The following is a 26,756-nucleotide window of genomic DNA, read 5'->3' as shown; positions in this document are numbered from 1 at the left end:
GCTTACGACTGCGTCGACAGCGCGGTCTGCGCCGGGCTGGTCCCGCCGTGCTTCGCCAGCACCGCTTCGGTGATCGAATTGGGCAGCGGCAACGGCCGTTCCGAGCGCGAGATCATCGGCAGGATGATCAGGAAATGCGCGAAATAGTAGATGGACGCGATCTGGCTGGCGATGACGTAGGCCGGATCCGCCGGCGAACCGCCGCAATAGCCGAGCACGAGCACGTCGAGCACCAGGATCCAGAACGCGATCCGCGCCTTTGGCCGGAAGTTGTTCGAACGAACCGGCGAGCTGTCCAGCCATGGAAGGAAGAACAGCAGCAGGATCGAGCCGAACATCGCGAGCACGCCCCACAGCTTCGCCGGAAGGATGAAGTCCGCGGTGAAGGCGCGCAGGATTGCGTAGAACGGCCAGAAATACCATTCCGGAACGATGTGCGCAGGCGTCGAGAGCGCGTTGGCCGGAATGTAATTGTCCGGATGGCCGAGATAATTCGGATAGAAGAACAGCAGGCCGGCGAACACGAGCAGGAAGATGCCGAGCCCGAAGCCGTCCTTCGCGGTATAGTACGGATGGAACGGGACGGTGTCCTGTTCGCCCTTCACTTCGACGCCGGTCGGGTTGTTCGATCCCGGAATGTGCAGCGCCCAGATGTGCAGGATGATCACCGCGGCGATCACGAACGGCAGGACGTAGTGCAGCGAGAAGAAGCGGTTCAGCGCGGCATCGTCCGGCGCGAAACCGCCGAGCAGCCAGACGCGGATCGTCTCGCCGACGCCGGGTATGGCGGAGAAGAAGCCGGTGATGACCTGCGCACCCCAGAAGCTCATCTGGCCCCAGGGCAGCACGTAGCCCATGAACGCGGTGGCCATCATGAGCAGGAATATCACGACGCCGAGCAGCCACACCATCTCTCGCGGGGCCTTGTAGGAGCCGTAATAGAGGCCGCGGAAGATGTGCAGGTACACGACGATGAAGAACATCGACGCGCCGTTGGCGTGCGCATAGCGCAGGAACCAGCCCGCATTGACGTCGCGCATGATGTGTTCGACTGAATCGAACGCCACGCCGCCATTCGCCGCATAATGCATCGCCAGCACGATGCCGGTGATGATCTGGATACCGAGCGCCGCGCCCGCGAGCACGCCGAAGTTCCAGAAATAGTTGAGGTTGCGCGGCACGGGATAGCCCGCGCCGACGGCGTTGTAGACGAGACGCGGAACGGGCAACCGTTCGTCCATCCACTTCATCAGCGGATTGGTCGGTGCGTAATGCTTGGCCCAGGGAAAGCTCATATCTGGATCCTCAACCGACGGTCACGGTCGTGTCTGACGAAAACGTATAGTCCGGCACGTGCAGATTGGTCGGCGCCGGGCCTTTGCGGATGCGCGCCGCGGTATCGTAGGCCGATCCGTGGCACGGGCAGAAATACCCGCCGAACGGGCCGCGATTCTCGCCCTCGCCCGCGCCCAGCGGGACGCAGCCGAGATGGGTGCAGACGCCCATCGTGATCAGCCAGTTCTTCTTGCCTTCCTTCGTCCGCTCGGCGAGCGACTGGGGATCGCGCAACTCGCTGAGCGGCACGGCATCCGCCGCGGCGATTTCCGCCGGGGTCAGGTTGCGCACGAACAGCGGCTGCTTGCGGAAGCTGGTCTTGATCGCCTGGCCGACCGCGATCTTCGACAGATCGATCTCGGTCGTGGCCTGCGCCAGCACGTCGGCGCTCGGATTCATCTGGTTGATGAGCGGCAGCACGACGGCGGCACCGCCGACGCCGATCCAGGCGACGGCTGCGATATTAATGAAATCCCGACGACGGGGGTCGGAGACCTCCTCGTGATACGGGGCCGGATCTTCACCGGGGGGTACAGCGGTATCCACACTTGCCATGCACTTGCCCTTGCAACTTAACCGGCGATTCATCGGAGCCGCATATGCGACGAAAAGATACGCGTCCCCGATCCTCCGTTCCCGCGGAGGCTGGCGTGCTGATAGACGCGGGAGTGCGGCTTTGCCAACAGCATTTTAGCCGGGTTGTTACAGGTATGTCGCATGTGCGAGTGGTTCGCAGATGCGCATCGCCCTGTACCAGCCCGATATTGCCGGCAATGTCGGCGCCATCCTCCGCACCGCGGCCTGTCTCGGGCTGGGGGTCGACCTGATCGAACCGATGGGGTTTGCGTGGAGCGACAAGGCGTTGGCGCGCTCCGGAATGGACTATGTCGGGTCGGTGAACGTGGTGCGGCATGCCGACTGGGACTCGTTCGTCGCGCAGGTTTCGGGGCGGATCGTGCTGCTGACGACCAAGGGCGCGGTGCGGCTGCACGACGCGAAGTTCCGCGCAGACGATATCCTGCTGATGGGCAGCGAAGGTGCGGGCGTTCCGGACGAGGTTCATGCCCGATCGGACGTGCGGGTGGTGATCCCGATGCGTGCGGGAATGCGGTCGCTGAACATTTCCGTTTCGGCGGGAATCGTGGCGGCTGAGGCTTTGCGGCAGACGGGTGGCTGGCCCGCCTGATCATAGCCCCCGCTCTGTCCGTTCGTGTCGAGCGTAGTCGAGACACCATAATATGGCAGGCGGCTCCGCGACAACGAACCCAGCGACGGGTCGGCACGAGTTCTCGACTTCGCTCGAACCGAACGGATAAGGAGCGGGTATGACCGCGAATCTTTTGCTCGACCAAGAACAGACCATTGCCCGCACCTGGTTCAGATCCCTGCGCGACCAGATCTGCGCCGAATTCGTCGCGATCGAGCGCGAGGCGGGGTCCGATGCCGACTTCACCTACATTCCGTGGGACCGGACCGACCCGTCGGGCGAGCCCGGGGGGGCGGCGTGCGCGGCGTGATGAAGGGCAAGGTGTTCGAAAAGGTCGGCGTCAACGTCTCGACGGTCGGTGGCACGTTCGAAGGGGATTTTGCCAAGTCGATCCACGGGGCGGCGGAAAACCCCGCTTTTTTCGCCACCGGCATCAGCCTGGTCGCGCACATGGCTAATCCGCATGTTCCCGCGGTGCACATGAACTGCCGCTTCCTTGTTACGACGAAGCGCTGGTTCGGGGGCGGCGCGGACCTGAACCCGCCGCTGCCGCGCGACGAGGATACCGGCGATTTCCACGCGACGCTGAAGGCGGCGTGCGACGCGCATCCGGTCGGGGACTATGCGCGCTTCAGCAAATGGGCCGACGATTACTTCTACATCCCCCACCGCCAGGTGCATCGCGGCGTCGGCGGGATCTTCTTCGATCATCTGGAGGGCGATTTCGCGCAGAACTTCGTCTTCACGCAGGACGTCGGACGATCGTTCCTGGCCGCCTATCCGCGAATCGTCCGGCGCCGGATGAACGAACCGTTCGACGAAGCCGATCTCGCCGCGATGCGGGCGTGGCGCGGGCGTTATGCCGAGTTCAACCTGGTCTATGATCGGGGCACGCTGTTCGGGCTGAAGACGGGCGGCAATATCGACGCGATTCTGATGAGTCTGCCGCCGGTCGCGACGTGGGATTGATCGACGCGAAATGACTTTGCTCCAACCCGTTCGTGCTGAGCCTGTCGAAGCACCCGTCCTCAGCTCACGTCCTTCGACAAGCTCAGGACGAACGGTTGAGTGTGGGTGGTTGCAGTCTCACGTTGGAGCCGAGGGATAAAATGGCGCTGATTCCCGTAGAGCCCGAACAGGTGGCGACGATCGTCACCACGCTGGAGATGACCCGGCGTCCCCCGGCCCGGCCGATCCCCGATTCGCGGTTGCGGCTGAACCGGTGGGAGGCACCCGCGCCCGACAAATATCGCGCGCTGTTCCGTCGGGTCGGTGCGCCGTGGCTGTGGTTTTCACGGCTGGTGATGGACGATGCGAAGCTCGTATCGATCATCCACGATCCGCTAGTGCGCGTGTTCGCCGTCACCGACCCGGCAGGGATCGAGGTCGGGATGCTGGAACTCGACGACCGTAACGCCGGCGCGTGTGAATTGTCCTATGTCGGGTTGATACCGGAACTGACCGGACAGGGTCATGGCCGCTGGCTGATGGCGCAGGCGCTGATGCTCGCGTGGGGCACGGGGGCAAAGGGGGGCAAGGGGGTCGAGCGGGTATGGGTGCACACCTGTACGCTGGACCATCCTGGCGCGCTCGGCTTCTATCGCGCATCGGGATTCACCGCGATATCGCGCACGATCGAGACGTTCGCCGATCCGCGGCTGACCGGGGCGTTGCCCGCCGACGCCGCGCCTCAGATCCCGTCCTTCACCCCCAACCGCCGATAGGTCGCGACCTGGATCAGGATCGCGGCGAGCAGGCTTGCCGCGACCGCCGCCGCGGCGCCGATATCGACCATCGTGATCGCGACCGGATTGGGTGCGGTGGCGCGCAGAGCCCTGTCGATCATGATGAAGGGCGCACCCAGCAGGACGCCGCCCAGCACGCTGATCGACGCCAGCGCTGTGACGGCAAGGCCGTTGCCCTTGGTCAATTGCCAGCTGCGCGCGATCGCCGCACGCACGCCGACGGGTGCCCCGGTGGAGGCTTCGGCAAGGATCGGCGCGGTCAACATCAGCCGCCCGACGAGATACAGAGCGGGGATCAACAGCAAGGTAGCGAACAACCCGACGCCGAGCGGCAGGCCGACGATGATCATTGCGAGCAGGAAGCGGGGAAACGGGCGACTGCGCCGGCCATCGCCGTCCTGACGTCCGGCCGGTCGCGCCGCAAATACAGCGCGAGCAGGGCCAGCGTACCGAACTGCACCAATATCGTCGCGGCGAGATGCCAGCCGCCGTTCGCCGCGATCCAGTCCGCCAGCACCTGCGCCAGCGCGCGCTGCTCCGTCTCGGTCATGTCCGCCGTCAGCACGATCGAGGGCATCGGCGGGACGATCAGCAGCAAAGCGAGCTGCGGAATGAACATGAAGACGGACGCGATGCGGATCAGCAGATCGGCATCACCGCGAAACAGCGCCCAGGCATCGTTCAGAACTCTGATGACGTTGAGTTTCATGCCGATTCGGCGGCCGGCTGATGCAGCGCGCTTTCAGCCGGATCGCGTGCGTCGCGTACCGCAAGATACAGTTGCGCGCAGAAAGCGGACGCCAGTACGACGAAGATCGCCTGCACGATCGCCAGCACGACAGCCGTGAGCACGGTGGCGGGCGTGATCAGCCCCTCCCCGCCCAGCACGATCCGCAACACCGATCCGAACACCGTCCGCGCGGCCATCATCGCGACGAGCACGACGATTCCGTACAGGATCGTCACGCCGATGATCTTCCACACCATTCCACGCGTGAGCGCGAACGACCGGCGGATCACACCAATTCCGCGCCGTTCCGCGACGATGACGGAGGTCAGCAGCAGCAATCGCGCGGTGACGAAGATCATCAGCGGTATAAGAACGATGAGATAGACCGTGATGAACCATCCCGCGGACGGGGACACCGTGGGCTGCGGGTTGATCATCGCGGCGCGCATATCGAATCCGGTGGCGATCAGGGCGATCGGCACCGGCAGCATCAGCGCGAAGACGGCGAGCATCAGAATGACGATGATGCCGATCAGTGGCAGCAAGCGGGAGCCGGCGACCCGCATCGCCGCGCCGCGGCCCGCGCCCGGCTGCAAAGCGAGCGCGACGACGAATAACTGCCCCCAGATACCGACGATGCCGAGGATCAGCGCGGCGAGATTGACCATCACCGCAGCCGACGCGCCGGCCCGCGCCACAGGCTCGATCAGCGTGGACAAAGCGGAGGGAAGGACGATCGCCAGCAGCGCGACGGGCACGATCGTGGACAGGTGATCGCCGAGAAATTCCGTCGTGCGGTCCCAGACATTGCCCATGCTGATACTGATCTTCACGAACTTCCCCATTTCACCTCGGCCCAGCGCGTCGAGACGCCACCGCAAGGCCTACTTCAGGCCATAAGGCGCGTTAGACCATGACGAATGCGCTTGCCAGTGGTTCGGGGCGGGGCCGGCGGGGCGGCCGCGACTTGCGTCCCCGGCCGCGCATGCGCACATGCGGGTTTGTATATGCCCCACACATCCGGACCCCGCGCTTGACGCCCCGCCCCGCCCCCGAATGGTGCATATCGCCAGGATTGACGGACTATGCGTCCGCGTTGGCCGAGATGGAGGCGCGCGCCGCCGCCGTTGCCGCGGGGGACGCCGGGGAGCTTATGTGGATGCTGGAACATCCGCCGGTCTACACTGCGGGGACGAGCGCCGCGCCGGACGAGCTGATCGATCCGCGCTTCCCCGTCGTCTCGGCCGGGCGTGGTGGGCGCTATACCTATCATGGCCCGGGGCAGCGGATCGGGTATCTGGTGCTCGACCTGAATGCGCGCGGCCGCGACGTTCGACATTTCGTGCATAGCCTGGAGGGATGGGTGATCGCGGCGCTGGGCGAAATCGGGATCGCGGCGTTCCGTGCGCCGGGGCGGATCGGCATCTGGACGATCGACCGCGGGCAGGAGGCGAAGATCGGTGCGATCGGCGTGCGGGTCAAACGCTGGATCACGATGCACGGCTTTTCGGTCAACCTGTCCCCCGATCTCGCGCATTTCGGGGGCATAGTGCCCTGCGGCATAGCGGACTTCGGCGTGACCAGCGCGGCGTCGCTTGGCCAACCAACTGATTTTGCAACCTTTGATGCCGCACTCGCGTTTCATCGCGATGCGTTTCTTGAAACAGTTTCTTGTGGCGCACAAAACTCCGCTTGAGGCGGATTCGTAATCAGACTAAACGTTACAGTCGGTTTGGGTATCAATAAGCCAGCAGGCGTTTCCAAATCCGTTATCTAGGGAGCTTTCCAAATGCGTGCACTCATCTCCAAGGTCCTCACCGGTTCCATGATCGCCGGCGCAGCACTGATGGTTTCGGCCTGCGGCCCGAAGACCGACACGGCCACCGAAAACACGATGGTCACCGATCTCAATGCAACCGAAGGCATGGACACGATGTCCGACAACATGACCGCCGTCGACGGCGCCATGGACAACGGTGCGGCGATGACCAACGACACGATGATGTCGAACGACACCATGATGTCGAACTCGATGTCGAACACGATGTCGAACACCACGATGTAATCAGCCCGTTCGGGACTGATATATCGATGGGGCCGTCCGGGCGACCGGGCGGCCCCTTTCGATTCCGTAGTTCCGGGCGAATCCGCCGTGGATCGGGCGGGCGGCGGCGGTTCGTCGTATTACTGTTGAGAAACCATAAAATGGTTGGGTAGATACGCGAAAGGCCCTAATCGGGCGGCGCGGTTGCGATTTGGTGAGGGTGTTTCGAGATGACAGTGTTGCGTTCCGTTTTGGCATTTTCGATCGCCGCGGCGACGCTTGCCGCTAGCCCGGCATCGGCCCAATTTTTCATGAAATCCCATGACTTCAGCGGCGCACCCGTGCGCGGCGACGAACCGGGCATCGGGCTGGACCTGCCCGATGCGACCGAGGCGGAGCTGACCGCCGGCCTCGTCTGGAACCTGCGCGCGGCGCTGAACATCGCGGCTTTGCAATGCCAGTTCGAGCCGACGCTGCTGACCGTACCGCAATATAATGCGATGATGCTGGATCATGCGGGCGAACTGAAGACGACCTATGCAACGCTGACGAAGTATTTCGCGCGCAAGAACAAGGCGCCCCGCGCCGCGCAGAACGCGCTCGATCAGTTCGGCACGCGCATCTATGGCGGTTTCTCGACGACGGCGGCGCAGTTCGGCTTCTGCCAGGTCGCATCCAGCATCGGGCGCGACGCGATCTTCATGCCGCGCGGCTCGCTTCACCTGCTCGCCAAGCAGCGGATGCGCGAATTGCGCAACTCGCTGGTGCCGTGGGGCGAACAGCGTTTCCCGCGCGGCATCGGTTTCGATCGTACCGTACTGCTTCCGCGCATGGACAAGAAATGCTGGAAGAAGGACGAGTGGAACGTCAAGGCCTGCGGCCCCGTGCAATGGGTTGCGGGCTGAACGGGCTTGATATCGGGGGGGGCCGCTGACCCGCCCCCTCAACCGATCGACTTTAGGTTAGCGCAGGCCGAGCAGCTTGTGCGTCTGGATCGTCAGGCGCCATTTGGGCCGCGCCATCACGACATCGATCGCGGCTTCATGGTTGGCCTCGGCACGCGCATCGTCCATCGGCTGGAGCAGGAAGTTCGCGAAGTCCCACTGCTCCATCGCGTCGATATCGCTGCCGGGTTGGGGCCAGACCAGCTTGAGTTCGTGACCCGAGCGCTGCACCACTTCGCTGCCGGCCTTCGGGCTGATGCACACCCAGTCGATGCCGGGATGGACCGGCAGGGTGCCGTTGCTTTCGATCGCGATCTCGAAGCCGCGATCGTGCAGCGCATCGACGATCGCATCGTCCACCTGCAGCATCGGCTCGCCGCCGGTCAGGACGACGAAACGGTTGTCGGCCCCCTCGCCCCAATATACCGCCGCTTCATCCGCCAAAGCGACCGCATCGGCGAACTTGCCGCCGCCCAGCCCGCCCGTGCCGACGAAATCCGTGTCGCAGAAACGGCAAATGGCGGTCGCCCGATCCTGTTCGCGGCCCGACCACAGGTTGCAGCCGGCGAAGCGCACGAACACCGCGCGGCGCCCGGCATTGACGCCTTCCCCCTGCAAGGTGAGGAACATTTCCTTGACCGCATAGCTCATCGTCAGGCGGCGTAGACCGTCGGATCGGGCAGGCCCGCATCCTCGAACCCCTTGGACCGCAACCGGCAACTGTCGCACTGCCCGCAATGGACCGATCCCGGCGCCGGATCGTAGCACGACCAGCTGACCCCGGCATCCAGCCCGAGCCGCGCCGCTTCGCGCACGATATCGGCCTTGGTCATATCCTGCAGCGGCGCGTGGATCTTGAACGGATGGCCTTCGACGCCCGCCTTGGTCGCCAGTTCGGCGAGCTTTTCGAATTCCGCGATGAATTCCGGGCGGCAATCGGGATAGCCCGAATAATCGAGCGCATTCACCCCGATATACAGGTCGCGCGCGCCCATCGCCTCGCCCCAGCCGAGCGCGAGGCTGAGGAAGATCGTATTGCGTGCGGGGACGTAGGTGACGGGTATGCCGCCACCATCTTCGGTGCCGATGCCGTCCTTGGGCACGTCGATATCGGCGGTCAGCGCGGAGCCGCCGAAGGCCGACAGATCGAGCGGCAGGACGATGTGACGTTCGGCGCCGAGCATCGTCGCGATGCGGCGTGCGGCGGCCAGTTCGACCTGATGGCGCTGATTATAATCGATCGACAAGGCGAGGACGCGGAATCCGTCCTCCCTGGCGCGGGCGGCGGAAACCATCGAATCCAGGCCGCCCGAGACGAGGACGACCGCAAGGGGTGCAGGAGATGTCATGATGCACGCGCGCTAGGCCGATGCCGCGCGGATCGCAACCCCGCCAAGGCACAGGCGTGGCACGGACAAAAAAACGGGCCGCCCATAAGGCGACCCAGGAGTGGCTTGTTCAGCCGTGATAAGGGAGAAATCCGTGCCCATGACGACACCGGACCTGTGTAGCCAAAGGTCCTAAACAAAGGATTAACAGAAGCGCTCAGTTGCACGTTCCGATGCGACGCCCCTCATATTCCGCGTCGAATGGAGCCCCGTCCGCGATACCCTGCGTGCGCAGCCTGATCAGCCGGGGGCCTTCGACCGAAATGTCGGTGCGACCGTGGCCCGCACCCGGGCAAGTGTAATGCACCGTCGCCAATCGGGGTTTATCCTCGACCACGAAGCGCGAGCATTGCGCGCCGGGGTGGCGGAGGTGGATCAACGCGCGCGGGTCGGCGACGCACAGCAGCGTCTTGTCCGTCCCGCCAATCTCTCGCAGCGCCCATTGGCCGGGCTCGATCCGGTTCAGTGCGACGAGCGAGGGTGCCTGTGCCGGCGCCGCGACGGCGCACACGGCGATTGCGGACACCAGCCCCGATAACAGAATACGCAATTGCATCGCCCCCGCCCCCGGATGCCACCGACGGCGCGTCCGATCGCGCGCGTCGTCAGGCACCGACCGGACACTATTTGGGAACGCCAACCTCGATCGACAATAACGGTTACGAAACGACGTCGGCGACCGGGACGGGAAACTTGCTGGCGCAGAACTGGCAATCGACCACGATCATCCCGTTTTCGTCCGCCATCTCGCGCTGTTCCTCGGGCGGAAACTGGCCCAGCACCTGCGCGATGTATTCGGGCGAGCAACGGCAGCCACGCGACATGCCGACCTGCGCCAGCAGCCGAACCTCATCCTCCTCGTTGAACAGGCGCCAGACGAGCGTCTCGAGCGTGAGGACCGGATCGGCGAGTTCGTCAGCACCCATCGTCTGCCCGAGGATCGCGACATGCTCCCATTCAGGATGATCCAGCCGCACGTGCAGCCGTTCGCGCCCGTCCTCCCCCTCCGGCAGATGCTGGAGGAACAGGCCACCGGCGACATGCCGACCGTCTGGCTGACGTTGGATGCCCAGCTTCAGCAAGGTCGGGATCTGCTCAGACTGCACGAAATAGCTTTGCGCGGCATCCGCCAACGTATCGCCATCCAGCGGGACGATGCCCTGATAGCGTTCCTTCGTCGCGGCCTGATCGAACGTGATCGCGAGATATCCCGCGCCGAACAAAGCGAACAGGCTCGGATCCTCGGGGCCTGCGGCGAGGCGATCGGCGTCATACTGCACGTAACCGCGCAGTTCGCCGCCCTTATAGTCGCACACCAGCAGCTTGACGATGCCGTTATCCGTCTGCGCCTGAAGCGTCAGTTGCCCGCCCGCATCCTTGAGCGTCGACCCGATCAACGCGGCGAGCGTCAGCGCCTCCGCAAGCAACGCCTCGATCGGCGGCGGATAGGCGTGCGCGGCCAGGATCGTATCGAGCGTGGGCCCCAGCCTCACGATTCGGCCCCGCGCGTGGCGGGCGGGAATGGTGAAGCCGAGCGCGCGGTCGGTATCGTTCAGTTTTGGGTCTTCCATCATCTTTTCCACCGCCTGCCCCCGTTCGTTTCGAGCACCGTCGAGAAACCGGCCGAACGGAAATGCGGACGGTATTTCTCGACTGCGCTCGAAACGAACGGGTGGAGGCGTATTGAGCAAGACGGAGATGTGGGAATTCGGGACGCCCCGATCAACCGATCCGCCCGAAGCACCACAAGAGGATCGATTTCTGGCCGTAGAGGCGGTTGGCAGCTTCCTGCCAGATCAGCGACTGTGGACCGTCGATCACGGCTTCCGACACTTCCTCGCCGCGATGCGCGGGCAGGCAATGGAGGAACTTCGCATCCGGCTTCGCGATCGCCATCAAATTATCGTTGACCTGATACGGCCACATCGCGGCCAGCTTGGTTTCGGCATGCGCCTGTCCCATCGATATCCAGGTGTCGGTGACGACGACGTCCGCGCCCTCCACCGCCTCGCGAGCGGTGCCGACGATGCGCGCGCGACCCGCGCCGCGTGCGACATCCAGGTCGGAGGGCATGAACCCCTGCGGACAAGCGGCGACGACGTCGAACTGCATTAGTCCCGCCGCCTCCATGATCGAGGCGAGGACGTTATTGCCGTCCCCTAGCCACGCGACTTTCAGGCCGGGCAGCGCCTTGCCGCTTTCGATGATGGTCAGCAGATCGGCGATGATCTGGCTGGGGTGCGACGCGTCGGTCAGGCCGTTGATAACCGGTACGGTCGCGTAATGCGCCATTTCCTCGATCTTGCCGTGATCGTCGGTGCGGATCATGATCGCGTCGCAATAGCCAGACAGGACGCGTGCCGTATCCGCGATCGTCTCGCCCCGGCCGAGTTGGGTGGTCCCGGCATCCAGAACGATCGATGATCCGCCGAGCTGCCGCATCGCCATGTCGTAGGACACGCGAGTGCGGGTGGAATTCTTCTCGAACACCATGCCAAGGACATGGCCGGCGAGCGGCGCGTCCGCATCCGCTTTACCCTTCGGCCAGCCGGCCCGCAGCGCCTTGCGGTCGAGCGCGTCGGCGATCATCGCGGCGATACCGTCGGCGCCGGCATCGGACAGGTCGAGGAAATGGCGATAGGTCATGAGATCCTCCCCGGTACGGGGAGGTGGCGCGCGAAGCGTGACGGAGGGGGCTCTCCCCCAGCGTCCCGCTCGCGGCACGCCCCCTCCACCACTACGTGGTCCCGCTCCCCCGTTCCGGGGAGGATCGAATGCGGCGGCACGCGAAGCCCGTGTCACTCGGCGATCACCGGAACATAGGTGCGCGCGGCGTCGCTCAGGCGTTCCACGAACTCGGCGACATGGCTTTCCTCGATCACCAGCGGCGGCAGGATGCGGACGACGTTCTCGCCTGCCGCAACCGTCAGCAGGCCGTGATTGTCGCGCGCATGCGCCACGAATTCGCGCGCCACCGCGTCGTCCTTCAGCTTGATGCCGGTCATCAGCCCACGTCCGCGCACGCTGTCGAACACCGTATCGTGATTGGGGATCAACTGTTCCAGCGCGGAACGGAGACGTTCGCCCATCGACGCGACATGATCGAGGAAGCCGTCCTTCGTGATCACGTCCAGCACCGCCTCGCCCGCGGCCATTGCAAGCGGGTTGCCGCCATAGGTTGACCCGTGCGTGCCGGCGATCATGCCATTGGCCGCTTCCTCGGTAGCGAGGCAGGCGCCGAGCGGGAATCCGCCGCCGATTCCCTTTGCCACGGACATGATGTCGGGCGTGATGCCGGCATGTTCGTACGCCCACATCTTGCCCGTGCGACCGTAACCGCACTGCACTTCGTCGAGGATCAGCAGCAGGCCGTGTTCGTCGCACGCCTTGCGCAGCCCCTGGAGGAACTCGTCCGTCCCCGCCGTTACGCCGCCCTCGCCCTGGATCGTCTCGACCAGGAAGCCTGCGGTCGTGTCGTCGACCAGCGCCAGTGCCGCCGCCAGATCGTTGAACGGCGCATATCTGAAGCCCGGCAACAACGGTTCGAAACCGTCGCGCATCTTGGGCTGGTTGGTCGCGCTGATCGTGCCGATCGTGCGGCCGTGAAAGGCGTTGTTGAACGTGATCAACGTATGCCGCTGCGGATTGCCGTTGGCGAAATGATGGCGCCGCGCGGTCTTGATCGCGCATTCGACCGCCTCAGCCCCCGAATTGGTGAAAAACACCGTATCGGCGAAGCTGTTGTCGACCAGCCGCTGCGCGAACTGCTCGCCTTGCGGGCTGCCATACAGGTTCGACACGTGCATCAGAGTCGCGGCCTGCTTGGCGATCGCCTCGACCAGTTTGGGATGGCCGTGACCGAGGCAGTTGACTGCGATACCGCTGGCGAAATCGAGGTATTTCTCGCCATGTTCGCCGAACAGGTACACGCCCTCGCCTCGCACCGGGCGTACGCCGCAACGCGGGTACACGGGCATCAGGGGGGTGATCGGCACGAGAGGTCTCCCGAAAAAGCAAAGGGCGACCCAATCGGTCGCCCGACCCGCTTTTTACGAGCCCGCCGCCGTCAGCGCAACACCGGCGTCGCGCGGCTCAATTCTTGATCTTCCAGCCCGAGCGCAGCAGCAGATAGCAGGCGACCGCAAGGACCGCGTCGATCGCGAAGATCACGATGCTGCCGACGAGGATCGGCGAATCGGCGGTGCCGAGGAAGCCGTAGCGGAAGCCGGAGATGATGTAGAAGAACGGATTGGCATGGCTGAACGCGCGGAAGGCCGGAGCGAGCTTGTCGACCGAATAGAAGGTGCCCGACAACAGGCCGAGCGGCGTGACGATGAAATTCGTCACCGCCGCCGCGTGATCGAACTTGTCCGCCCAGATCGACGTCATCACGCCGAGCAGGGCGAGGAACAACGTGCCCATGAAGCCGAACCACAGAACCGCCCAGAAATGCACCGGGACGAGGTGGACGCCGTACAGCATCATCGCCGCCCAGACGACGACGCCGACGACGAGTGCGCGGGTCATCGCCCCGCCGACCAAAGCCGCGAGCAATTCCATCGTCGACAGTGGCGGCTGCAGATAATCGACGATCGTTCCCTGGATCTTGCCGACCATCAGCGAAAAGCTGGCATTGGCGAAGGCGGGGCCCATCATCCCCTGGCTGATGATCAGGCCGGGCGCGATGAATTCGGCGAATGGAATTTCGACTCCGCCGACATGGACGGGCAGTTTCGCGCCGGTCGCGATGCTGAAAACGATCAGGAACAGCAATGTCGTGATCGCCGGCGCCCACACGGTTTGCAGGTGGACCTTGAAGAAACGCCGCACCTCCTTGATATAGAGCGTACGAAGACCGCCCCAATTGACGTTCCTGATCACGGGAACGCCGGGGGCATTCATCACGGCGCGCTGCGTGCCGGTCGTATTTTGGCCGATTGGGGGCTGGCTGCTCATGCTGCACGCGCTAAAGCGTGTCGGCACGGCCCGCAACCCGGCATGGGCATTTGAGGATCTGAGTATGAGCTGGACGGACGAGCGTATCGATACGCTGCGCAAGATGTGGGAAGGCGGCAGCACCGCCAGCCAGATCGCCGAGGAACTTGGCGGCGTCAGCCGTAACGCCGTGATCGGCAAGGCGCACCGCCTTGGCCTGCAATCGCGTCCGTCGCCGGTGAAGCCGAACGACCCGAACGCGGTGAAGGCGGAGAAGCCGGCGCCCGTCGCGGCAGCAGCCCCGCCCGTTGCCGCCGCACCCGCGCCGGTCGAGGCGAAGGCACCTCCCGCTCCGAAGACCGCCCCCGCGCCGAAGCCGGTCGAGCGCGTTGCCGCACCGGCCCCTGCGCCAGAGCCGGAAATCGAGGACGAGGATGAGGACGAGATCGATGCAGCGCCCGCCGCCGCCGCGACTCCGGCCGCGCCACCACAGCCGATCATGCGCTCGGTTGGTCCGGGTGGTTTCCTGCGTCAGGCACCCGGCGAGCAGCAGGCACCGATCACGCCCGCACCACCGCGCCGGCTGGTGCCCGCCAAGCCGTCGCCCGAAATGGCGAACAAGACGAGCCTGCTCGATCTGAACGACAAGGTCTGCAAATGGCCTTTGGGCCATCCGGGCGAGCCGGACTTCCACTTTTGCGGCGACAAGGTGAATCCGGGCTTCCCGTATTGCGTCGCGCACTGCGGTCACGCCTATCAGGCGCAGCTGCCGCGTCGTGATCGCCGCCCGCCGCCGCCGCTCCCGTTCGGTGGCGCGCGCGTCCGCTGAACGATCCCATCGCTCGGTAGAATGAAAAACCCCGCTGCGGAACCTGTCCGCAGCGGGGTTTTTCGTGTCGATCCTCGCGGGCAACGGAAAGCTAGATTGCTGTCCGAGCCAAAACCCGGTGCGGCCGCGCGATCGAGCGCCCCGACCATCCGGCCGGGGCACCTTCACGTTCTCAGAAGCGGAACTGTGCCGTGGCACGGACGCTGTGGAAACGGAACTTGTCGTCGCTGCGCACGAAATCGGTGCCCGATGCGCTGCCGCCATTGGCTGCGTTCGTGAACGGCGTTCCCGCCGGGCCTGAAAGACGCAGCTCGCTGTCGTCCTTGTACTGCGTGTACAGATATTCCAGGCCGATGGAGAAGTTGCGGCCCAGCTTCTGCTCGATACCGCCGCCTGCGACATAACCCCAGACGTCACGATCGCCGGTGAAGCTCGCGGTGTTCGTCACGTTCGAGCTGGAATAGCTGCGATCGAGCTTGGCATAGGCGCCGCCGCCCGTTGCGTAGAACAACGTGGTGTTTGCGGCATAGCCGAGACGCAGACGTGCGTTCGCGTTATAATCGATCTCGCGCGTCAGCGTGTAGTTTGCAGGCGTCGTGCTGAAAGCGCTGACGCTGTCGCGGATCTGTGACTTGCCGAATTCGCCGACTGCACCGAACACGATGTTGCCGAACTGCTTGTCGAAGCCGATCCGTGCCGAATAGCTGATATTGTCCTTGTCGTTGCGGCAGCCGGTGCTGCCGGTCGAAACGGCGCGGCCGTTGCAGAAACCTGCGCCCGGCTGTGCGGTCGTCGCTGCAAATGCGTTCTGGCCGAGGCCGTTCAGAACGGTGTCGCCATAGGTGCCGTCGAGGTTGCGGTCGAACAATACGCGTTCGCCCACGTCGTTCGGCTGGGCATCAAAACCGATCGTGCCACCGACATAGATGCCGCTGAAAGGTGCTTCTTCGACGTCCTGCGCGAAAGCAGGAGCAGCGAAGGACAGCGCGGCGGTGCCGGCTGCGAGGGTAACGAGAAACTGGCGGCGCATCGTGATCTCCAAATGTGCGTTGCAGGGCAGGAACGATGCGGACCGCGTTTGGGTGCACTGCAATAAACATTTGCCGGAACTGTCACATTATGGCCACAGCGGACCGAATTGCCGGGGGCGAAACGATCATCCCACGCGCTTGATCGTCGCGCTTTGCACCTCCGCGAACGTGGCCCTATAGCCAGGACATGGCCGAAGACCTGTTCGCTTCCAAATCCACCGTCGGTACCGATTACGATGCATCCTCGATCGAGGTGCTGGAGGGGCTGGAACCCGTCAGGCGTCGTCCCGGCATGTATATCGGCGGGACGGACGAACGCGCGCTGCATCACCTTGCCGCCGAAGTGCTCGACAATGCGATGGACGAAGCGGTCGCGGGCCATGCGACGCGGATCGAATTGTATCTGGAACCCGGCAACCGGCTGACCGTGGTGGACAATGGGCGGGGCATCCCGGTCGATCCGCATCCGAAATTCCCGGACAAGAGCGCGCTGGAGGTGATCCTGTCCACGCTGCACTCGGGCGGCAAGTTTGACGGCAAGGCCTATGCGACCAGCGGTGGCCTGCACGGCGTCGGGGTGTCCGTGGTCAACGCACTATCTTCCGACACGGTGGTCGAGGTCGCGCGGAACAAGACGGTCTATCAGCAGCGTTTCTCGCGCGGCCAGACGCTCGGCCCGCTGGAGGCGCTGGGCCCCACGCCCAACCGACGTGGAACCTCCGTCAGTTTCGTGCCCGATGTCGAGATTTTCGGCCCGGAACTGCATTTCAAGCCGTCCCGCCTTTATAAGCTCGCGCGGTCGAAGGCATATCTGTTCGCCGGGGTCGAGATCCGCTGGAAATGCGCGCCGGACCTGATCACCGACGACACGCCGGCGGAGGCCGTGTTCCAGTTCCCCGGCGGACTGGCCGATCATCTGAAGGACCAGATCGCCGGTCGCGAATGCGCGACGGCCGATTTTTTCGCCGGATCGCAGGACTTTCCGGGCGAGAACCAGGGTCGCGCCGAATGGGCGGTCGCGTGGCCGCTATGGAGCGACGGCTCATACAGCTGGTATTGCAACACGATCCCGACGCCGGACGGTGGCACGCACGAGGCCGGACTGCGTGCGGCACTGGTGCGGGGGTTGCGCAGCTTCGGCGATCTCGTCGGAAACAAGAAGGCGAAGGACATCACCGCCGACGACGTGATGATCGGCAGCGAATTGATGCTGAGCGTCTTCATCCGCGAACCGCAATTCCAGAGCCAGACCAAGGATCGCCTGACCAGCCCGGAGGCGGCGTTAATGGTCGAACGGGCGATGCGCGATCATTTCGATCACTGGCTGAGCCGCAACATGGACCGCGGCAAGGCGCTGCTCGGCTATATCCTGGAACGGATGGACGAACGCCTGCGGCGCAAGGCGGAGCGCGAGGTCAAGCGCAAGACCGCGACCAGTGCGCGCAAGCTGCGCCTGCCCGGCAAGCTGACGGATTGCTCGTCGGACGATCCCAAGGGCACGGAATTGTTCATCGTCGAGGGCGACAGCGCCGGCGGCAGCGCGAAACAGGCGCGCGATCGCAAGACGCAGGCGATCCTGCCCATTCGCGGGAAGATCCTGAACGTCGCCTCCGCGACATTGCAGAAGATCGCCGCCAATTCGGAGATCGCCGACCTGATCCTGGCGCTCGGCTGCGGCACGCGGAAGGACTGCGTGGCGGACAATCTTCGCTACGAGCGGGTCGTCATCATGACCGACGCAGATGTCGACGGCGCGCATATCGCGACGTTGCTGATGACATTCTTTTTCCAGGAAATGCCGGAACTGGTGCGGCGCGGACATCTGTATCTCGCGCAGCCGCCTCTGTACCGGCTGACCGCTGGAACCAAGTCGCTCTACGCGATGGACGATGCCGATCGGTTGCGGATCGAAAAGGGTCCGTTCAAGGGCAAGAAGGTCGACGTCGCACGCTTCAAGGGGCTGGGCGAGATGAACCCGATGCAGCTTCGCGAAACGACGATGGATCCGAAGACACGCAGCATGCTGCGCATCACGTTACCACAGGAATATGAGGAACGCGCGGGCGTGAAGGATCTGGTCGATCGGCTGATGGGCAACAATCCGGCGCACCGCTTCGCCTTCATCCAGGAAAATGCCGCGCGGATAGACGAGGATGCGATCGACGCATAGATCAAGGGCACGCCAGCCACCGCTCCTCCAGCAGCAATGGGTCAGAAGGACAGGATAATGCGTTCGGTTTCGGGTATCATCCTCGCGCTTATAGCGGCAACACCAGTTGCGGCTCAAACGACTGCCACGGCGCCGCCGACGGCCAGCGGCCCGGCGCAGCCCTCCCCTGAGTTCAGGCAGCGTCTCGAGGAGATCGTTCCGCTGTTGAACGGTGGCGGCGAATACAGTGCGACGTTCGCTCCTGCCTTCGTCGCAGCCGTGCCGAAGGCTGCGTTCGACGGCTTCAATACGCAATTCGCGACGACCGGTGGCAAAGCCTTGCGGATCAAGAGCGTAATGCCGGTGACGCCGTGGAGCGCGAATATAGTCATCGCTTACGAACGTGGCGACGCGACTGCCCAGATCATCGTCGATCCGCAAGGTACCCATCAGGTCACGGGGTTGCGCATCACGGGTATGTCGGCACGTGAAGCATCCCTGTCGGAGATCGATGCACAGCTTGCAAAGCTTCCTGGCCGGACCGGTTTCGCGCTGGCCAGGCTGGATACGACGGGGCCTCGGTTGCTCACCGCCCGGGGCAGCGATGCGACCTTCGCGATCGGATCGGAGTTCAAGCTCGTGATCTTGGCGGAACTGATCCGTCAGATAGAGAGCGGCGCGCGGCACTGGACCGATACGATCAGCCTCGATGGACGCCCGCTTCCCGGCGGCGCGTATACGGCGGCAGCGCTGGGGACCGCGATATCGTTGTATGACGTCGCGGAAAAAATGATCTCGGTGAGCGACAACAGCGCCACCGACATCCTGTTGCGGACGCTTGGCCGCGACAAGGTGGAAGCGATGCTGAAGGTTGTCGGCATCAGGGATCCGAAGGGAATGCAGCCGTTTCTCGGTCCGCTGGAAGTGTTCAAGCTGAAGGGAAGCCCGCTCGGTGCGCGGTGGGGCGCACTGGACATCAAGGCGCGGCGTGCATTGCTCGACGGCGAGATCGCGGCGATGCCGAACGACGCGATCGACAAGAAGCTCTTCGTGGACGGCAAACCGGTGCTCATCGAGACGCTCGAATGGTATGCCTCGCCCGCAGATATGATCCGCGTGATGGACTGGTTGAGACGACATACCGAAACGGGGCCCGCCGCGCGTGCACGTGCGCTGCTGGCCAAGAACCCCGGGGCCGGTGCCGACGCGTCTGCACGCTGGGCCTATCTCGGTTATAAAGGCGGATCGGAACCGGGCGTGATCGCGATGACGTTTCTCGGTCAGGCGAAGGACGGCAACTGGTATGCCATGTCGGCAAGTTGGAACGATCCGACGGCAGCGGTCGATGACCTCCGCTTCAGCAGCTTGATGTCACGTGCCGTGGAACTCGCCGCGCCGCAGTGATCGCGCGCGGCGACGTGCCGCTACCCGATCACGCCACGTCCTGACCCTGATCCCCCTTCATCCGGCGTGCGTGATACAGCGTGCGGAAGGCCATGCCGGCAACCATGTTGAACGCGCCCAATGCGAGCGCGGCCGCGGGGATGGCGATCGGCATGACCGGCCACCAGATCAGCCGCGCGACGACCAGCAGGACACCCAGAATGGCGAAGGCCAGCCCGGCAAACCGCAGCGGGCGCGCGACGTAGCGCAATTCGCGGCGATAGGCAGCCAACTGTGCGGGATCGTTCAGATCGGGTGGCGTCATCGGTCGGTCCATTCCTTTGCGAGCAGGCCCCACAGGATCGTATCCCGTACGCCGATATGCGTTTCCCATTCGGCGCGCAAATAGCCTTCCCGGCGGAAGCCGAGCGTCTCCAGCAGCGTATTGGAGGCGACATTGTCGGGATCGGTATCGGCGAACACCCGCCGATTGCCTTCGTCGCGCACCAGCAGGTCGATCAGCCGCGAAACCGCTTCACGCGCATAGCCCCGCCCCCAGGCCGAACGAACGAGCAGATAGCCGATCTCGACCACGGCGGCGCGACGCTGACCCGCGGATACCGTTCCGATCACGCGGTCGCTTTGGCGCTCAGTTATACTCCAGGTTCGCCAATCACTTCTATCGACGCGGGGTGCCATATAGGCCCGCGTTTCCTCCAGATCGGCGTGCGGGCCGCTGGACCAGTAGCGCATCAGTTCCGTGTCGCCATAGGCTTCGAACAAAGCCTCGGCATCATCCAGCCGCTGCAGACGCATCGTCAGCCGCGCGCTTTAGAACGTCTGGCTCACACCCCGCCGGTGGCCCCGGCAAGTGCATCGACCAGCGCCCTGACCTTCTTCTGCCGCCATTGCGGCAACGGCGCGACCAGCCAATAGCCTTTGGCGGAGGGTGTCGCCTCGCCCACCATCGTGACACGCCCGGCGGCGATGTCCGCCGCGGCGAGGAGTTCGGGTACGGTCGCGCGGCCCAGTCCTTCGGCGGCGGCATCCAGCGCGAGACCGGCATCGCCGACCCGCACCAAGGACACCGAATCGTCGTTCAGGCAGCCGGGCCATGAAATGCGCGTGTCGATCCCGCCGCCGGGCCTTTCGACCGTCACCATCCCTTCGGATTCCAGTGCCTCGCCCTCATGCGTGCCCGGCCCGTCGCCCCAGCGGATCGCGAGATCCAGATTGGCTTCGGTGAAGTCGATATCCTCGTCCGCGGAAACGAGCGCGAAACGCAACTCGCCGTCACCGCGCGCGATTTCCGCCAGACGCGGCATCAGCCATTTTTCGGTCAGGTCGCGCGGCGCGGCGATCGTCAGCGACTTGGATGTCTGGCCCGCCTGCATCGCGCGAACCGCTTCCTCGAATTCCAGGAAGCCCTGTCGCAACGGGCCCAATCCCGCCTCGCCCTCGGGGGTCAGTTCCAGCCCCTTGGTCGTGCGGCGGAACAGGACGACGCCCAGCGTATCCTCCAGCGCGCGGATCTGTTGCCCGACTGCGGCCGGCGTCACCGCCAGTTCGTCCGCGGCGCGGGTGAAGGACAGATGCCGGGCCGCGGCGTCCAGCACGCGTAGACCGTTGAGCGGGAGATGAGTGCGTTTCACTTGCTCCCCTCCCGCGTGCGGGAAGGGTTGGGCGAGGGCAACGCCGCAGGCCTACGGTTCGAAAGGGAGAAGTTCCCTCCCCTAGCCCCCCCGCGAGCGGGAGGGGGATGAAGATAGCGCTCACGCGCCGACCGCCGGCGCGAGCAGCGCGAATTTGGGAATCTCCACCTCGAACGCCGCGCCGTCTTCGCCGATCATGTGATAGGCGCCCTGCATCGCACCGCTCGGCGTCGCGAGCGGGCAGCCGGAGACATAATCGAAGCTGGCGCCCGGCGAGATCATCGGCTGTTCGCCGACCACGCCTTCGCCTTCGACGGTATGGCGGGCACCGCGGCCGTCGGTGATGATCCAGTGGCGGGTGAGCAGTTGCACCGCCTGCCGCCCCTCATTCTCGATCCGAACGTGATACGCCCAGAACCAGCGCCCGCGCTGCGGTTCGGATTGTTCCGGCAGGTAGCTGACCGACACCCGCACGACGATCCCCCGCGTCTCCGCGACGTTGGGGAACAGCGCCTTCACTTGCGGCCCCCGGTCACAGGCCGACCTTCGTCAATGCCTGGTCGAGATCGGCGATCACGTCCTCCGGATCCTCCAGCCCGACGTTCAGCCGCAACAGATTCTCCGTCACGCCCATCTCGATCCGCTTATCCTCCGCGACGCCGTAATGCGTGGTCGAGGACGGATGCGTCATCAGCGACCGCGAATCACCGATATTGTTCGAGATATCGACCAGTTCCAGCGCGTCGAGCAGCCCATGCGCCTGTGCGCGGCCACCCTCCACCTCGAACGCGAAGATCGGGCCGCAAGCGCTCATCTGGCGCATCGCGAGGTCGTGCTGTGGATGACTGGGAAGCCCGGGGTGCAGGATGCGGGGCACGCGCTTTTCCAGAAAACGGCCGACCTTCAGCGAATTTTCGCTCTGGCGGTTGATGCGGAGGTCGAGCGTTTCCAGACCCTTCAGCACCACCCACGCATTGAACGCGCTGAGCGTGGGACCGGTGTTGCGCGTGAAGGGCAACAGCACGTCGTTAATGAATGTGGCCGTCCCGCACACCGCTCCAGCCAGGACACGCCCCTGCCCGTCCATCATCTTGGTCGCGCTATAGGCGGTGACATCCGCGCCGAATTCCATCGGGCGCTGCAAGGCCGGGGTGGCGAAGGCATTGTCCACGACGGTGGTGATGCCGTGCCTTTTGGCGATGTCGCAGATCGCGGCCATGTCGGCTATATCCATCGTCGGATTGGCCGGGGTTTCGAAGAAGAAGACCTTCGTCTTCGGCTGCACCGCGTCCGCGAACGCCTGCGGATCGCGCGCATCGACGATCGTCGTTTGTATGCCGAACTTGGGCAACAGCGTGTCGGTGAGCCAGCGGCACGACCCGAACGCAGCACGCCCGCCGACCAGATGATCGCCCTGTTCCAGCTGACAGAGCAGAACCGCCGTCATCGCCGCCATGCCCGTGGCCATAGACCGGCACGCCTCCGCCCCTTCGAGCAACGCGATACGATCTTCGAGCATCTGCACGGTCGGGTTCTGCAGCCGCGAATAGGTCATCCCGACCTGTTCGCCGGCAAACCGCGCCGCGGCGTCGGCAGCACAATCATAGGCGTAGCCCGACGTCAGGAAGAGCGCTTCCGACGTCTCGCCGAATTCGCTGCGCGCGGTGCCGCCGCGGACGGCCTGCGTCGCGGGGCGCCAGGTGCGGGTGATGTCGGGATTCTGTCCGGTGCGGCGTTTCATGGCGCACGCTTTGCCGGGAGGGGGAGGCCACGTCAACCTCTACCGGGTTGGCGGTCCACGCCGCCGCCACGTCATCCCGCGGCGAACCGTGGGCGTCGGGCGCGGTGGAAGACGACCAAAGCTTGTAAGACGGCGGGTAAGCAGGAATAGCGGGACGATGGCTGCCCCCCGACCCCGCCCGATCATGATCGCGACGGCGATCGGCGCAGCGGCGCAATTCCTGTTCACGCTCAACATATCGCGTCCGAGCATCCTGCTGTTCGACGAAGTGCATTACGTTCGTGCGGCTCGTATCCTGATGACGCTCGACGGGCCGGCGAACATCGAACATCCTATGCTCGGCAAGTCGCTGATCGCGCTCGGCATCCGGCTGTTGGGCGACAATCAATATGGCTGGCGGCTCCTGTCGAGCGTCGCGGCGACGGCGGTGGTGCTGGGGGTCTTCTGGATCCTTTGGGAACTGTTCCACCGCGTCCGGCCGGCGGCCATCGGGGCGTTGCTGGTCGTGCTGAACGGCACGGTCTTCGTCCAGGCGCGGATCGGCATGCTGGACGGGTTCATGGCTGCGTTTCTCATCCTCGGCATGCTCGCGCTGATACGATCCGCTTTTGCGCCACCGGATCGGGCGTGGCGCCACTGGATATTGGGCAGCGTGCTGTTGGGGCTGGCGGTCGGGGTAAAGTGGACGGCCGCGCCCGATATCGCGTTTGCGGGCATCGGTTTCCTGCTTGTCCGCCGGTATGACGCATCCCGCGGCGGGGTGCATTGGCAGGGGATGCGACCGATCCCGGCGCTTGCGACGCTCGGTCTGGTCAGCGTCGTGACCTATCTGCTGACGTTCGCGCCGGCGTTCTTCTACGCGCGCGATCCGCTGACGCCGTCCACGCTGCTGCCGTTCCAATGGACGATGTACCTGCAACAGACCCAGGTCCTGCCGGCGCACACCTATCAATCGAGTTGGTGGACGTGGCCGCTGATGATCCGCCCGATCTGGTATCTCTACGAGCTGGTCGACGGGGCGCAGCGCGGCGTGCTGCTGATCGGCAATCCGGCGGTGATGTGGGGCGGCCTGGTCGCTGTCGCCTATTGCTTATGGGCGGGGTGGCGGCGCCGGTCGGTGACGCTGCTGGGCATCGGATCGGTCTGGGTCGCGTCGCTGGCGATCTGGGCGATTATCCCGAAGTCGTTGGGATTCTATTATTATTACTATCCGTCGTCGATCTTCCTGTGCCTGGCATTGGCTGCGGCGCTTGACGATCCGCGAGGCCGCGGCAGGCATTGGGATACGGCGTCCGTGGCCGTATCCGCGGTGCTGTTCGTGTATTTCTACCCGATCCTGTCCGCGGCGGCGCTTCCCGATGCGGAGGCGTTCCGCCGCTGGATGTGGTTCCCGACCTGGCCTTAAGGGCGTGATGGCCCGTCGCGAACGGGTCGGGGAGAGCCTAACGTCGCCCGATGATCAGTATCGGCCCCATGTAAACCGCGACGACAGCGCGTAATTCCACACCGCGCTGACCGCGATCCCGGCCAGTGCCGATACCGCCCAGGTGTCCGCCTTGGCATCGTACAGGAATGCCGCAACGCCGATATTCGCGACCGCGCCGACCGAGCAGACGAGGCAGAAGGTCAGCCAGCCGTCGAGCAACTGTCGCGCGCCCTTCAGGCGGCTGTCGCGGTACGTCAAAGCGTTGTTGAGGAAGAAGTTGAACGTCATCGCGACCATCGTGGCGACGATCGTCGCACCGAGGAAGCTCATGCCGAATTCCTTGAACAATGGGCCGAGCACGATGAAATGGACCAGGGCACCCAGCGCGCCGATCGCGGAGAACATCGCGAAGCGCACGGGGATGATCCGCCCGAACATCCGGTCGTAGATCGCGATGAGATATTCCATCGCGACGACGTGATCGAGCTTGCTCTCACCCTCGGTACGGACACGGAAGGTGTAGGGCAGCTCAAGGAATTTGAGCGGGCGCGGCGACCCGGTCATCAGGTCGAGCAAAATCTTGAACCCGATCGCGTTCAGGTGCGGCGTGAGTTCGCGGACGATTTCCGTGCGGATCATGAAGAAACCGCTCATCGGGTCGCTGAGATCGGCCTTCAGCACCTGGCGCGACAGCTTCGTCGCGAAGGCGGACTTGGCGACGCGGTCGCTGTCCCAATCGCCGGTGCCGCCGCCCGACACGAAACGCGACCCGATCACCACGTCGAGCGCCGCGTCGGCCTGCAACGCGTCGAGCATCGCAGGCAGGATCGTCTCGTCATGCTGAAGATCGCCATCGATCACCGCGACGACGGGGGCGGCGGTCGCGCACATCCCCTCGATACACGCGGACGACAGACCGCGCCGGCCGATCCGCTGGATCACGCGAACGCGTGGATCGCGCCGCCCGATCTCGCGCGCGGCATCGGCCGTGCCGTCGGGGCTGTTGTCGTCGACGAAGATCGCTTCCCAGTTGCGTCCCGCCAGCGCCGCATCCAGCTTCGCCACGAGCAGGGGTACGTTCTTCGATCTCGTTGAAGGTCGGGATGACGACCGATAGTTCCAGCGTATCGCTCATGCCTTTAGCCCCTCAAGCGCGGCCAGCACCGCGTCGCCCATTGCCCGCGTCGACAGCGAGCCCCCCAGATCCGCAGTCCGTGCACCATCAGTCAGCGCCTTGCCGACCGCAGCCTCGATCCTGTCCGCCGCCGCATCAAGTCCGAGCGAGTGGCGCAACAGCATCGCCGCCGACAGAATTGTTGCGCAGGGATTGGCCTTGCCCTGTCCTGCAATGTCCGGCGCGCTGCCGTGGATCGGTTCATACAGCCCCTTGCCGTTCGCATCCAGCGAGGCGGAGGGTAGCATGCCGATCGATCCGGCGCACATGCTTGCCTGATCGGACAGGATGTCGCCGAACAGATTGCCGGTGACGATCACGTCGAACTGGCCCGGGTTGCGCACCAGCTGCATCGCGGCATTGTCGACATACATGTGAGTCAGTGCGACGTCGGGGTACAGCGCCGAAACCTCGATCACCACGTCGCGCCACAGCTGCGACGTTTCCAGAACGTTGGCCTTATCGACGGAACAGAGTTTGCCGCCGCGTTTCTGCGCGGTGCGGAAGCCGACATGCGCGATGCGCAGCACCTCCGCCTCGTCATAGGACATGACGTCATAGCCTTCGCGATTGCCCGCCGCGTTCGTCCGAAAGCCCTTTTCGCCGAAATAGACGTCGCCGTTCAGTTCGCGCACGATCACCATGTCGATCGCCGCCGCCACCTCCGGTTTCAGCGCAGACGCGTCCTCCAGCCCCGGGAACAGCTTGGCCGGGCGCAGGTTCGCGAACAAGGCGAGTTCCTTGCGCAATCCCAGAATCGCCTGTTCGGGCCGCAGCGACCGTTCCAGCGCGTCGCAACTCGGATCGCCAACGGCGCCGAACAGGATCGCATCGGCGCGCTTGGCCAGATCGAGCGTTTCAGCCGGAAGAGGATGGCCGGTCGCGTGATACGCCGCCCCCCCGACCAAAGCCTCCTCGAACGTCAGGTCGAGCGACAGCGCGTCGAGCACGCGCACAGCCTCGGCAGTCACCTCGGGGCCGATCCCGTCACCGGGCAGAATCGCGATCAAAGCCATGTGAGTGCCCCCGAAACAATATGCCGT

The 26,756-nt window shown here is 64.6% G+C and carries 28 protein-coding genes and 2 pseudogenes; 10 read left to right on the top strand and 20 right to left on the bottom strand.

The window, feature by feature from the left end; translation table 11 throughout:
• Nucleotides 1-2: 2 nt before the first annotated feature.
• Both H5J25_RS05360 and petA read right to left on the bottom strand, forming a co-directional pair.
• Nucleotides 3-1,295, bottom strand: coding sequence for a cytochrome b (locus H5J25_RS05360; RefSeq protein ID WP_202095076.1), 1,293 nt, complete (start codon nucleotides 1,293-1,295; stop codon nucleotides 3-5).
• Nucleotides 1,296-1,305: 10 nt separating this feature from the next.
• Nucleotides 1,306-1,890 carry a ubiquinol-cytochrome c reductase iron-sulfur subunit gene (petA, locus tag H5J25_RS05355; protein WP_202095075.1) on the bottom strand — a complete coding sequence of 195 codons (585 nt, stop codon included), beginning with the start codon at nucleotides 1,888-1,890 and terminating at the stop codon, nucleotides 1,306-1,308.
• A gap of 181 nt (nucleotides 1,891-2,071) precedes the next feature.
• Here petA and H5J25_RS05350 point away from each other — a divergent pair, with 181 nt between their 5' ends.
• The 3 genes and pseudogenes from H5J25_RS05350 (at nucleotide 2,072) to H5J25_RS05340 (ending at nucleotide 4,266) form a co-directional block, all read left to right on the top strand.
• Nucleotides 2,072-2,521, top strand: a complete 450-nt coding sequence (locus tag H5J25_RS05350) for a tRNA (cytidine(34)-2'-O)-methyltransferase (protein WP_202095074.1) — start codon at nucleotides 2,072-2,074, stop codon at nucleotides 2,519-2,521.
• A gap of 139 nt (nucleotides 2,522-2,660) precedes the next feature.
• Nucleotides 2,661-3,511, top strand: a pseudogene (gene hemF / locus H5J25_RS05345) (oxygen-dependent coproporphyrinogen oxidase).
• Between the two features lie 140 nt (nucleotides 3,512-3,651).
• The gene (locus H5J25_RS05340; RefSeq protein WP_202095073.1) at nucleotides 3,652-4,266 is read left to right on the top strand and encodes a GNAT family N-acetyltransferase; all 615 of its coding nucleotides are present in this window, start codon (nucleotides 3,652-3,654) and stop codon (nucleotides 4,264-4,266) included.
• Here H5J25_RS05340 and H5J25_RS05335 read toward each other — a convergent pair.
• Genes H5J25_RS05335 through H5J25_RS05325 form a run of 3 tightly spaced genes read right to left on the bottom strand, consistent with a single transcriptional unit; the run spans nucleotide 4,233 to nucleotide 5,850 of the window.
• On the bottom strand, nucleotides 4,233-4,637 hold the full coding sequence (locus H5J25_RS05335; RefSeq protein WP_202095072.1) for a hypothetical protein: 405 nt from the start codon (nucleotides 4,635-4,637) through the stop codon (nucleotides 4,233-4,235). The genes H5J25_RS05340 and H5J25_RS05335 overlap by 34 nt on opposite strands.
• Entirely contained in the window at nucleotides 4,634-4,996 is a 363-nt protein-coding gene (locus H5J25_RS05330; RefSeq protein WP_202095071.1) for a hypothetical protein, read from the bottom strand. Before H5J25_RS05330 ends, H5J25_RS05335 begins: the two co-directional genes overlap by 4 nt.
• A complete protein-coding gene (locus tag H5J25_RS05325) occupies nucleotides 4,993-5,850 on the bottom strand; it encodes a hypothetical protein (protein ID WP_202095070.1) in 858 nt (285 codons plus the stop codon). Before H5J25_RS05325 ends, H5J25_RS05330 begins: the two co-directional genes overlap by 4 nt.
• A gap of 200 nt (nucleotides 5,851-6,050) precedes the next feature.
• On the opposite strand from H5J25_RS05325, the gene lipB reads away from it, so the two are divergent.
• From lipB to H5J25_RS05310, 3 genes are all read left to right on the top strand, one after another.
• Nucleotides 6,051-6,713 carry a lipoyl(octanoyl) transferase LipB gene (gene lipB / locus H5J25_RS05320; RefSeq protein ID WP_225883371.1) on the top strand — a complete coding sequence of 221 codons (663 nt, stop codon included), beginning with the start codon at nucleotides 6,051-6,053 and terminating at the stop codon, nucleotides 6,711-6,713.
• Between the two features lie 93 nt (nucleotides 6,714-6,806).
• Nucleotides 6,807-7,082: a hypothetical protein gene (locus H5J25_RS05315; RefSeq protein WP_202095068.1), complete on the top strand. Its 276-nt coding sequence runs from the start codon at nucleotides 6,807-6,809 to the stop codon at nucleotides 7,080-7,082.
• A gap of 290 nt (nucleotides 7,083-7,372) precedes the next feature.
• Entirely contained in the window at nucleotides 7,373-7,966 is a 594-nt protein-coding gene (locus H5J25_RS05310; protein ID WP_318781348.1) for a hypothetical protein, read from the top strand.
• A 57-nt stretch (nucleotides 7,967-8,023) separates the two neighbouring features.
• Here H5J25_RS05310 and queE read toward each other — a convergent pair whose 3' ends face one another.
• The 7 genes from queE to H5J25_RS05275 form a co-directional block, all read right to left on the bottom strand.
• Nucleotides 8,024-8,656: a 7-carboxy-7-deazaguanine synthase gene (gene queE, locus H5J25_RS05305; protein WP_202095066.1), complete on the bottom strand. Its 633-nt coding sequence runs from the start codon at nucleotides 8,654-8,656 to the stop codon at nucleotides 8,024-8,026.
• A 2-nt stretch (nucleotides 8,657-8,658) separates the two neighbouring features.
• The gene (gene queC / locus H5J25_RS05300; protein ID WP_202095065.1) at nucleotides 8,659-9,354 is read right to left on the bottom strand and encodes a 7-cyano-7-deazaguanine synthase QueC; all 696 of its coding nucleotides are present in this window, start codon (nucleotides 9,352-9,354) and stop codon (nucleotides 8,659-8,661) included.
• A 196-nt stretch (nucleotides 9,355-9,550) separates the two neighbouring features.
• The gene (locus tag H5J25_RS05295; protein ID WP_202095064.1) at nucleotides 9,551-9,949 is read right to left on the bottom strand and encodes a DUF3617 domain-containing protein; all 399 of its coding nucleotides are present in this window, start codon (nucleotides 9,947-9,949) and stop codon (nucleotides 9,551-9,553) included.
• A 103-nt stretch (nucleotides 9,950-10,052) separates the two neighbouring features.
• On the bottom strand, nucleotides 10,053-10,967 hold the full coding sequence (gene hslO / locus H5J25_RS05290; RefSeq protein WP_225883493.1) for an Hsp33 family molecular chaperone HslO: 915 nt from the start codon (nucleotides 10,965-10,967) through the stop codon (nucleotides 10,053-10,055).
• 148 nt (nucleotides 10,968-11,115) lie between these two features.
• Nucleotides 11,116-12,039 (bottom strand): ornithine carbamoyltransferase, encoded by a 924-nt coding sequence (argF, locus tag H5J25_RS05285; protein WP_202095063.1) that lies wholly within the window; start codon nucleotides 12,037-12,039, stop codon nucleotides 11,116-11,118.
• Nucleotides 12,040-12,191: 152 nt separating this feature from the next.
• On the bottom strand, nucleotides 12,192-13,388 hold the full coding sequence (locus tag H5J25_RS05280) for an aspartate aminotransferase family protein (RefSeq protein ID WP_225883370.1): 1,197 nt from the start codon (nucleotides 13,386-13,388) through the stop codon (nucleotides 12,192-12,194).
• A 97-nt stretch (nucleotides 13,389-13,485) separates the two neighbouring features.
• Complete coding sequence (locus tag H5J25_RS05275) at nucleotides 13,486-14,349, bottom strand: ABC transporter permease (protein ID WP_202095062.1); 864 nt, start codon at nucleotides 14,347-14,349, stop codon at nucleotides 13,486-13,488.
• Nucleotides 14,350-14,413: 64 nt separating this feature from the next.
• Between H5J25_RS05275 and H5J25_RS05270 the strand changes: the two genes are divergently transcribed.
• Entirely contained in the window at nucleotides 14,414-15,157 is a 744-nt protein-coding gene (locus H5J25_RS05270; protein WP_202095061.1) for a GcrA family cell cycle regulator, read from the top strand.
• Nucleotides 15,158-15,329: 172 nt separating this feature from the next.
• Here the strand turns inward: H5J25_RS05270 and H5J25_RS05265 are convergent, their stop codons facing one another.
• Nucleotides 15,330-16,187, bottom strand: a complete 858-nt coding sequence (locus H5J25_RS05265) for an outer membrane protein (protein WP_202095060.1) — start codon at nucleotides 16,185-16,187, stop codon at nucleotides 15,330-15,332.
• Between the two features lie 188 nt (nucleotides 16,188-16,375).
• Between H5J25_RS05265 and parE the strand changes: the two genes are divergently transcribed.
• Both parE and H5J25_RS05255 read left to right on the top strand, forming a co-directional pair.
• Nucleotides 16,376-18,358 carry a DNA topoisomerase IV subunit B gene (gene parE, locus H5J25_RS05260; RefSeq protein WP_202095059.1) on the top strand — a complete coding sequence of 661 codons (1,983 nt, stop codon included), beginning with the start codon at nucleotides 16,376-16,378 and terminating at the stop codon, nucleotides 18,356-18,358.
• A 57-nt stretch (nucleotides 18,359-18,415) separates the two neighbouring features.
• Entirely contained in the window at nucleotides 18,416-19,741 is a 1,326-nt protein-coding gene (locus tag H5J25_RS05255; RefSeq protein ID WP_202095058.1) for a serine hydrolase, read from the top strand.
• Nucleotides 19,742-19,769: 28 nt separating this feature from the next.
• Here the strand turns inward: H5J25_RS05255 and H5J25_RS05250 are convergent, their stop codons facing one another.
• The 5 genes from H5J25_RS05250 to H5J25_RS05230 all read right to left on the bottom strand — a co-directional run bounded on the left by H5J25_RS05250 (nucleotide 19,770) and on the right by H5J25_RS05230 (nucleotide 23,113).
• A complete protein-coding gene (locus H5J25_RS05250) occupies nucleotides 19,770-20,045 on the bottom strand; it encodes a hypothetical protein (protein WP_202095057.1) in 276 nt (91 codons plus the stop codon).
• Nucleotides 20,042-20,536, bottom strand: a complete 495-nt coding sequence (locus H5J25_RS05245; protein WP_202095056.1) for a GNAT family N-acetyltransferase — start codon at nucleotides 20,534-20,536, stop codon at nucleotides 20,042-20,044. Before H5J25_RS05245 ends, H5J25_RS05250 begins: the two co-directional genes overlap by 4 nt.
• 29 nt (nucleotides 20,537-20,565) lie before the next feature.
• On the bottom strand, nucleotides 20,566-21,372 hold the full coding sequence (locus H5J25_RS05240; RefSeq protein WP_202095055.1) for a LysR family transcriptional regulator: 807 nt from the start codon (nucleotides 21,370-21,372) through the stop codon (nucleotides 20,566-20,568).
• Nucleotides 21,373-21,492: 120 nt separating this feature from the next.
• Nucleotides 21,493-21,891, bottom strand: coding sequence for a Co2+/Mg2+ efflux protein ApaG (gene apaG, locus H5J25_RS05235; protein WP_202095054.1), 399 nt, complete (start codon nucleotides 21,889-21,891; stop codon nucleotides 21,493-21,495).
• 13 nt (nucleotides 21,892-21,904) lie between these two features.
• A complete protein-coding gene (locus H5J25_RS05230; RefSeq protein ID WP_202095053.1) occupies nucleotides 21,905-23,113 on the bottom strand; it encodes a trans-sulfuration enzyme family protein in 1,209 nt (402 codons plus the stop codon).
• Between the two features lie 157 nt (nucleotides 23,114-23,270).
• Here H5J25_RS05230 and H5J25_RS05225 point away from each other — a divergent pair, with 157 nt between their 5' ends.
• Nucleotides 23,271-24,518, top strand: a complete 1,248-nt coding sequence (locus H5J25_RS05225) for a phospholipid carrier-dependent glycosyltransferase (protein ID WP_202095052.1) — start codon at nucleotides 23,271-23,273, stop codon at nucleotides 24,516-24,518.
• A gap of 54 nt (nucleotides 24,519-24,572) precedes the next feature.
• Here H5J25_RS05225 and H5J25_RS05220 read toward each other — a convergent pair.
• Together H5J25_RS05220 and leuB are read right to left on the bottom strand one after the other, a co-directional pair.
• Nucleotides 24,573-25,674 (bottom strand): annotated as a pseudogene (locus H5J25_RS05220) (glycosyltransferase family 2 protein).
• Complete coding sequence (leuB, locus tag H5J25_RS05215) at nucleotides 25,671-26,729, bottom strand: 3-isopropylmalate dehydrogenase (RefSeq protein WP_202095051.1); 1,059 nt, start codon at nucleotides 26,727-26,729, stop codon at nucleotides 25,671-25,673. The pseudogene H5J25_RS05220 and the gene leuB overlap by 4 nt, the downstream one beginning before the upstream one ends.
• Nucleotides 26,730-26,756 lie beyond the last annotated feature (27 nt).

It is taken from the genome of Sphingomonas aliaeris (assembly GCF_016743815.1).
In the GTDB taxonomy this organism is placed as follows: Bacteria; Pseudomonadota; Alphaproteobacteria; order Sphingomonadales; family Sphingomonadaceae; genus Sphingomonas; species Sphingomonas aliaeris.
Note: the sequence above shows the minus strand (reverse complement) of the source record. Positions and strands in the feature narration are given on the sequence as shown.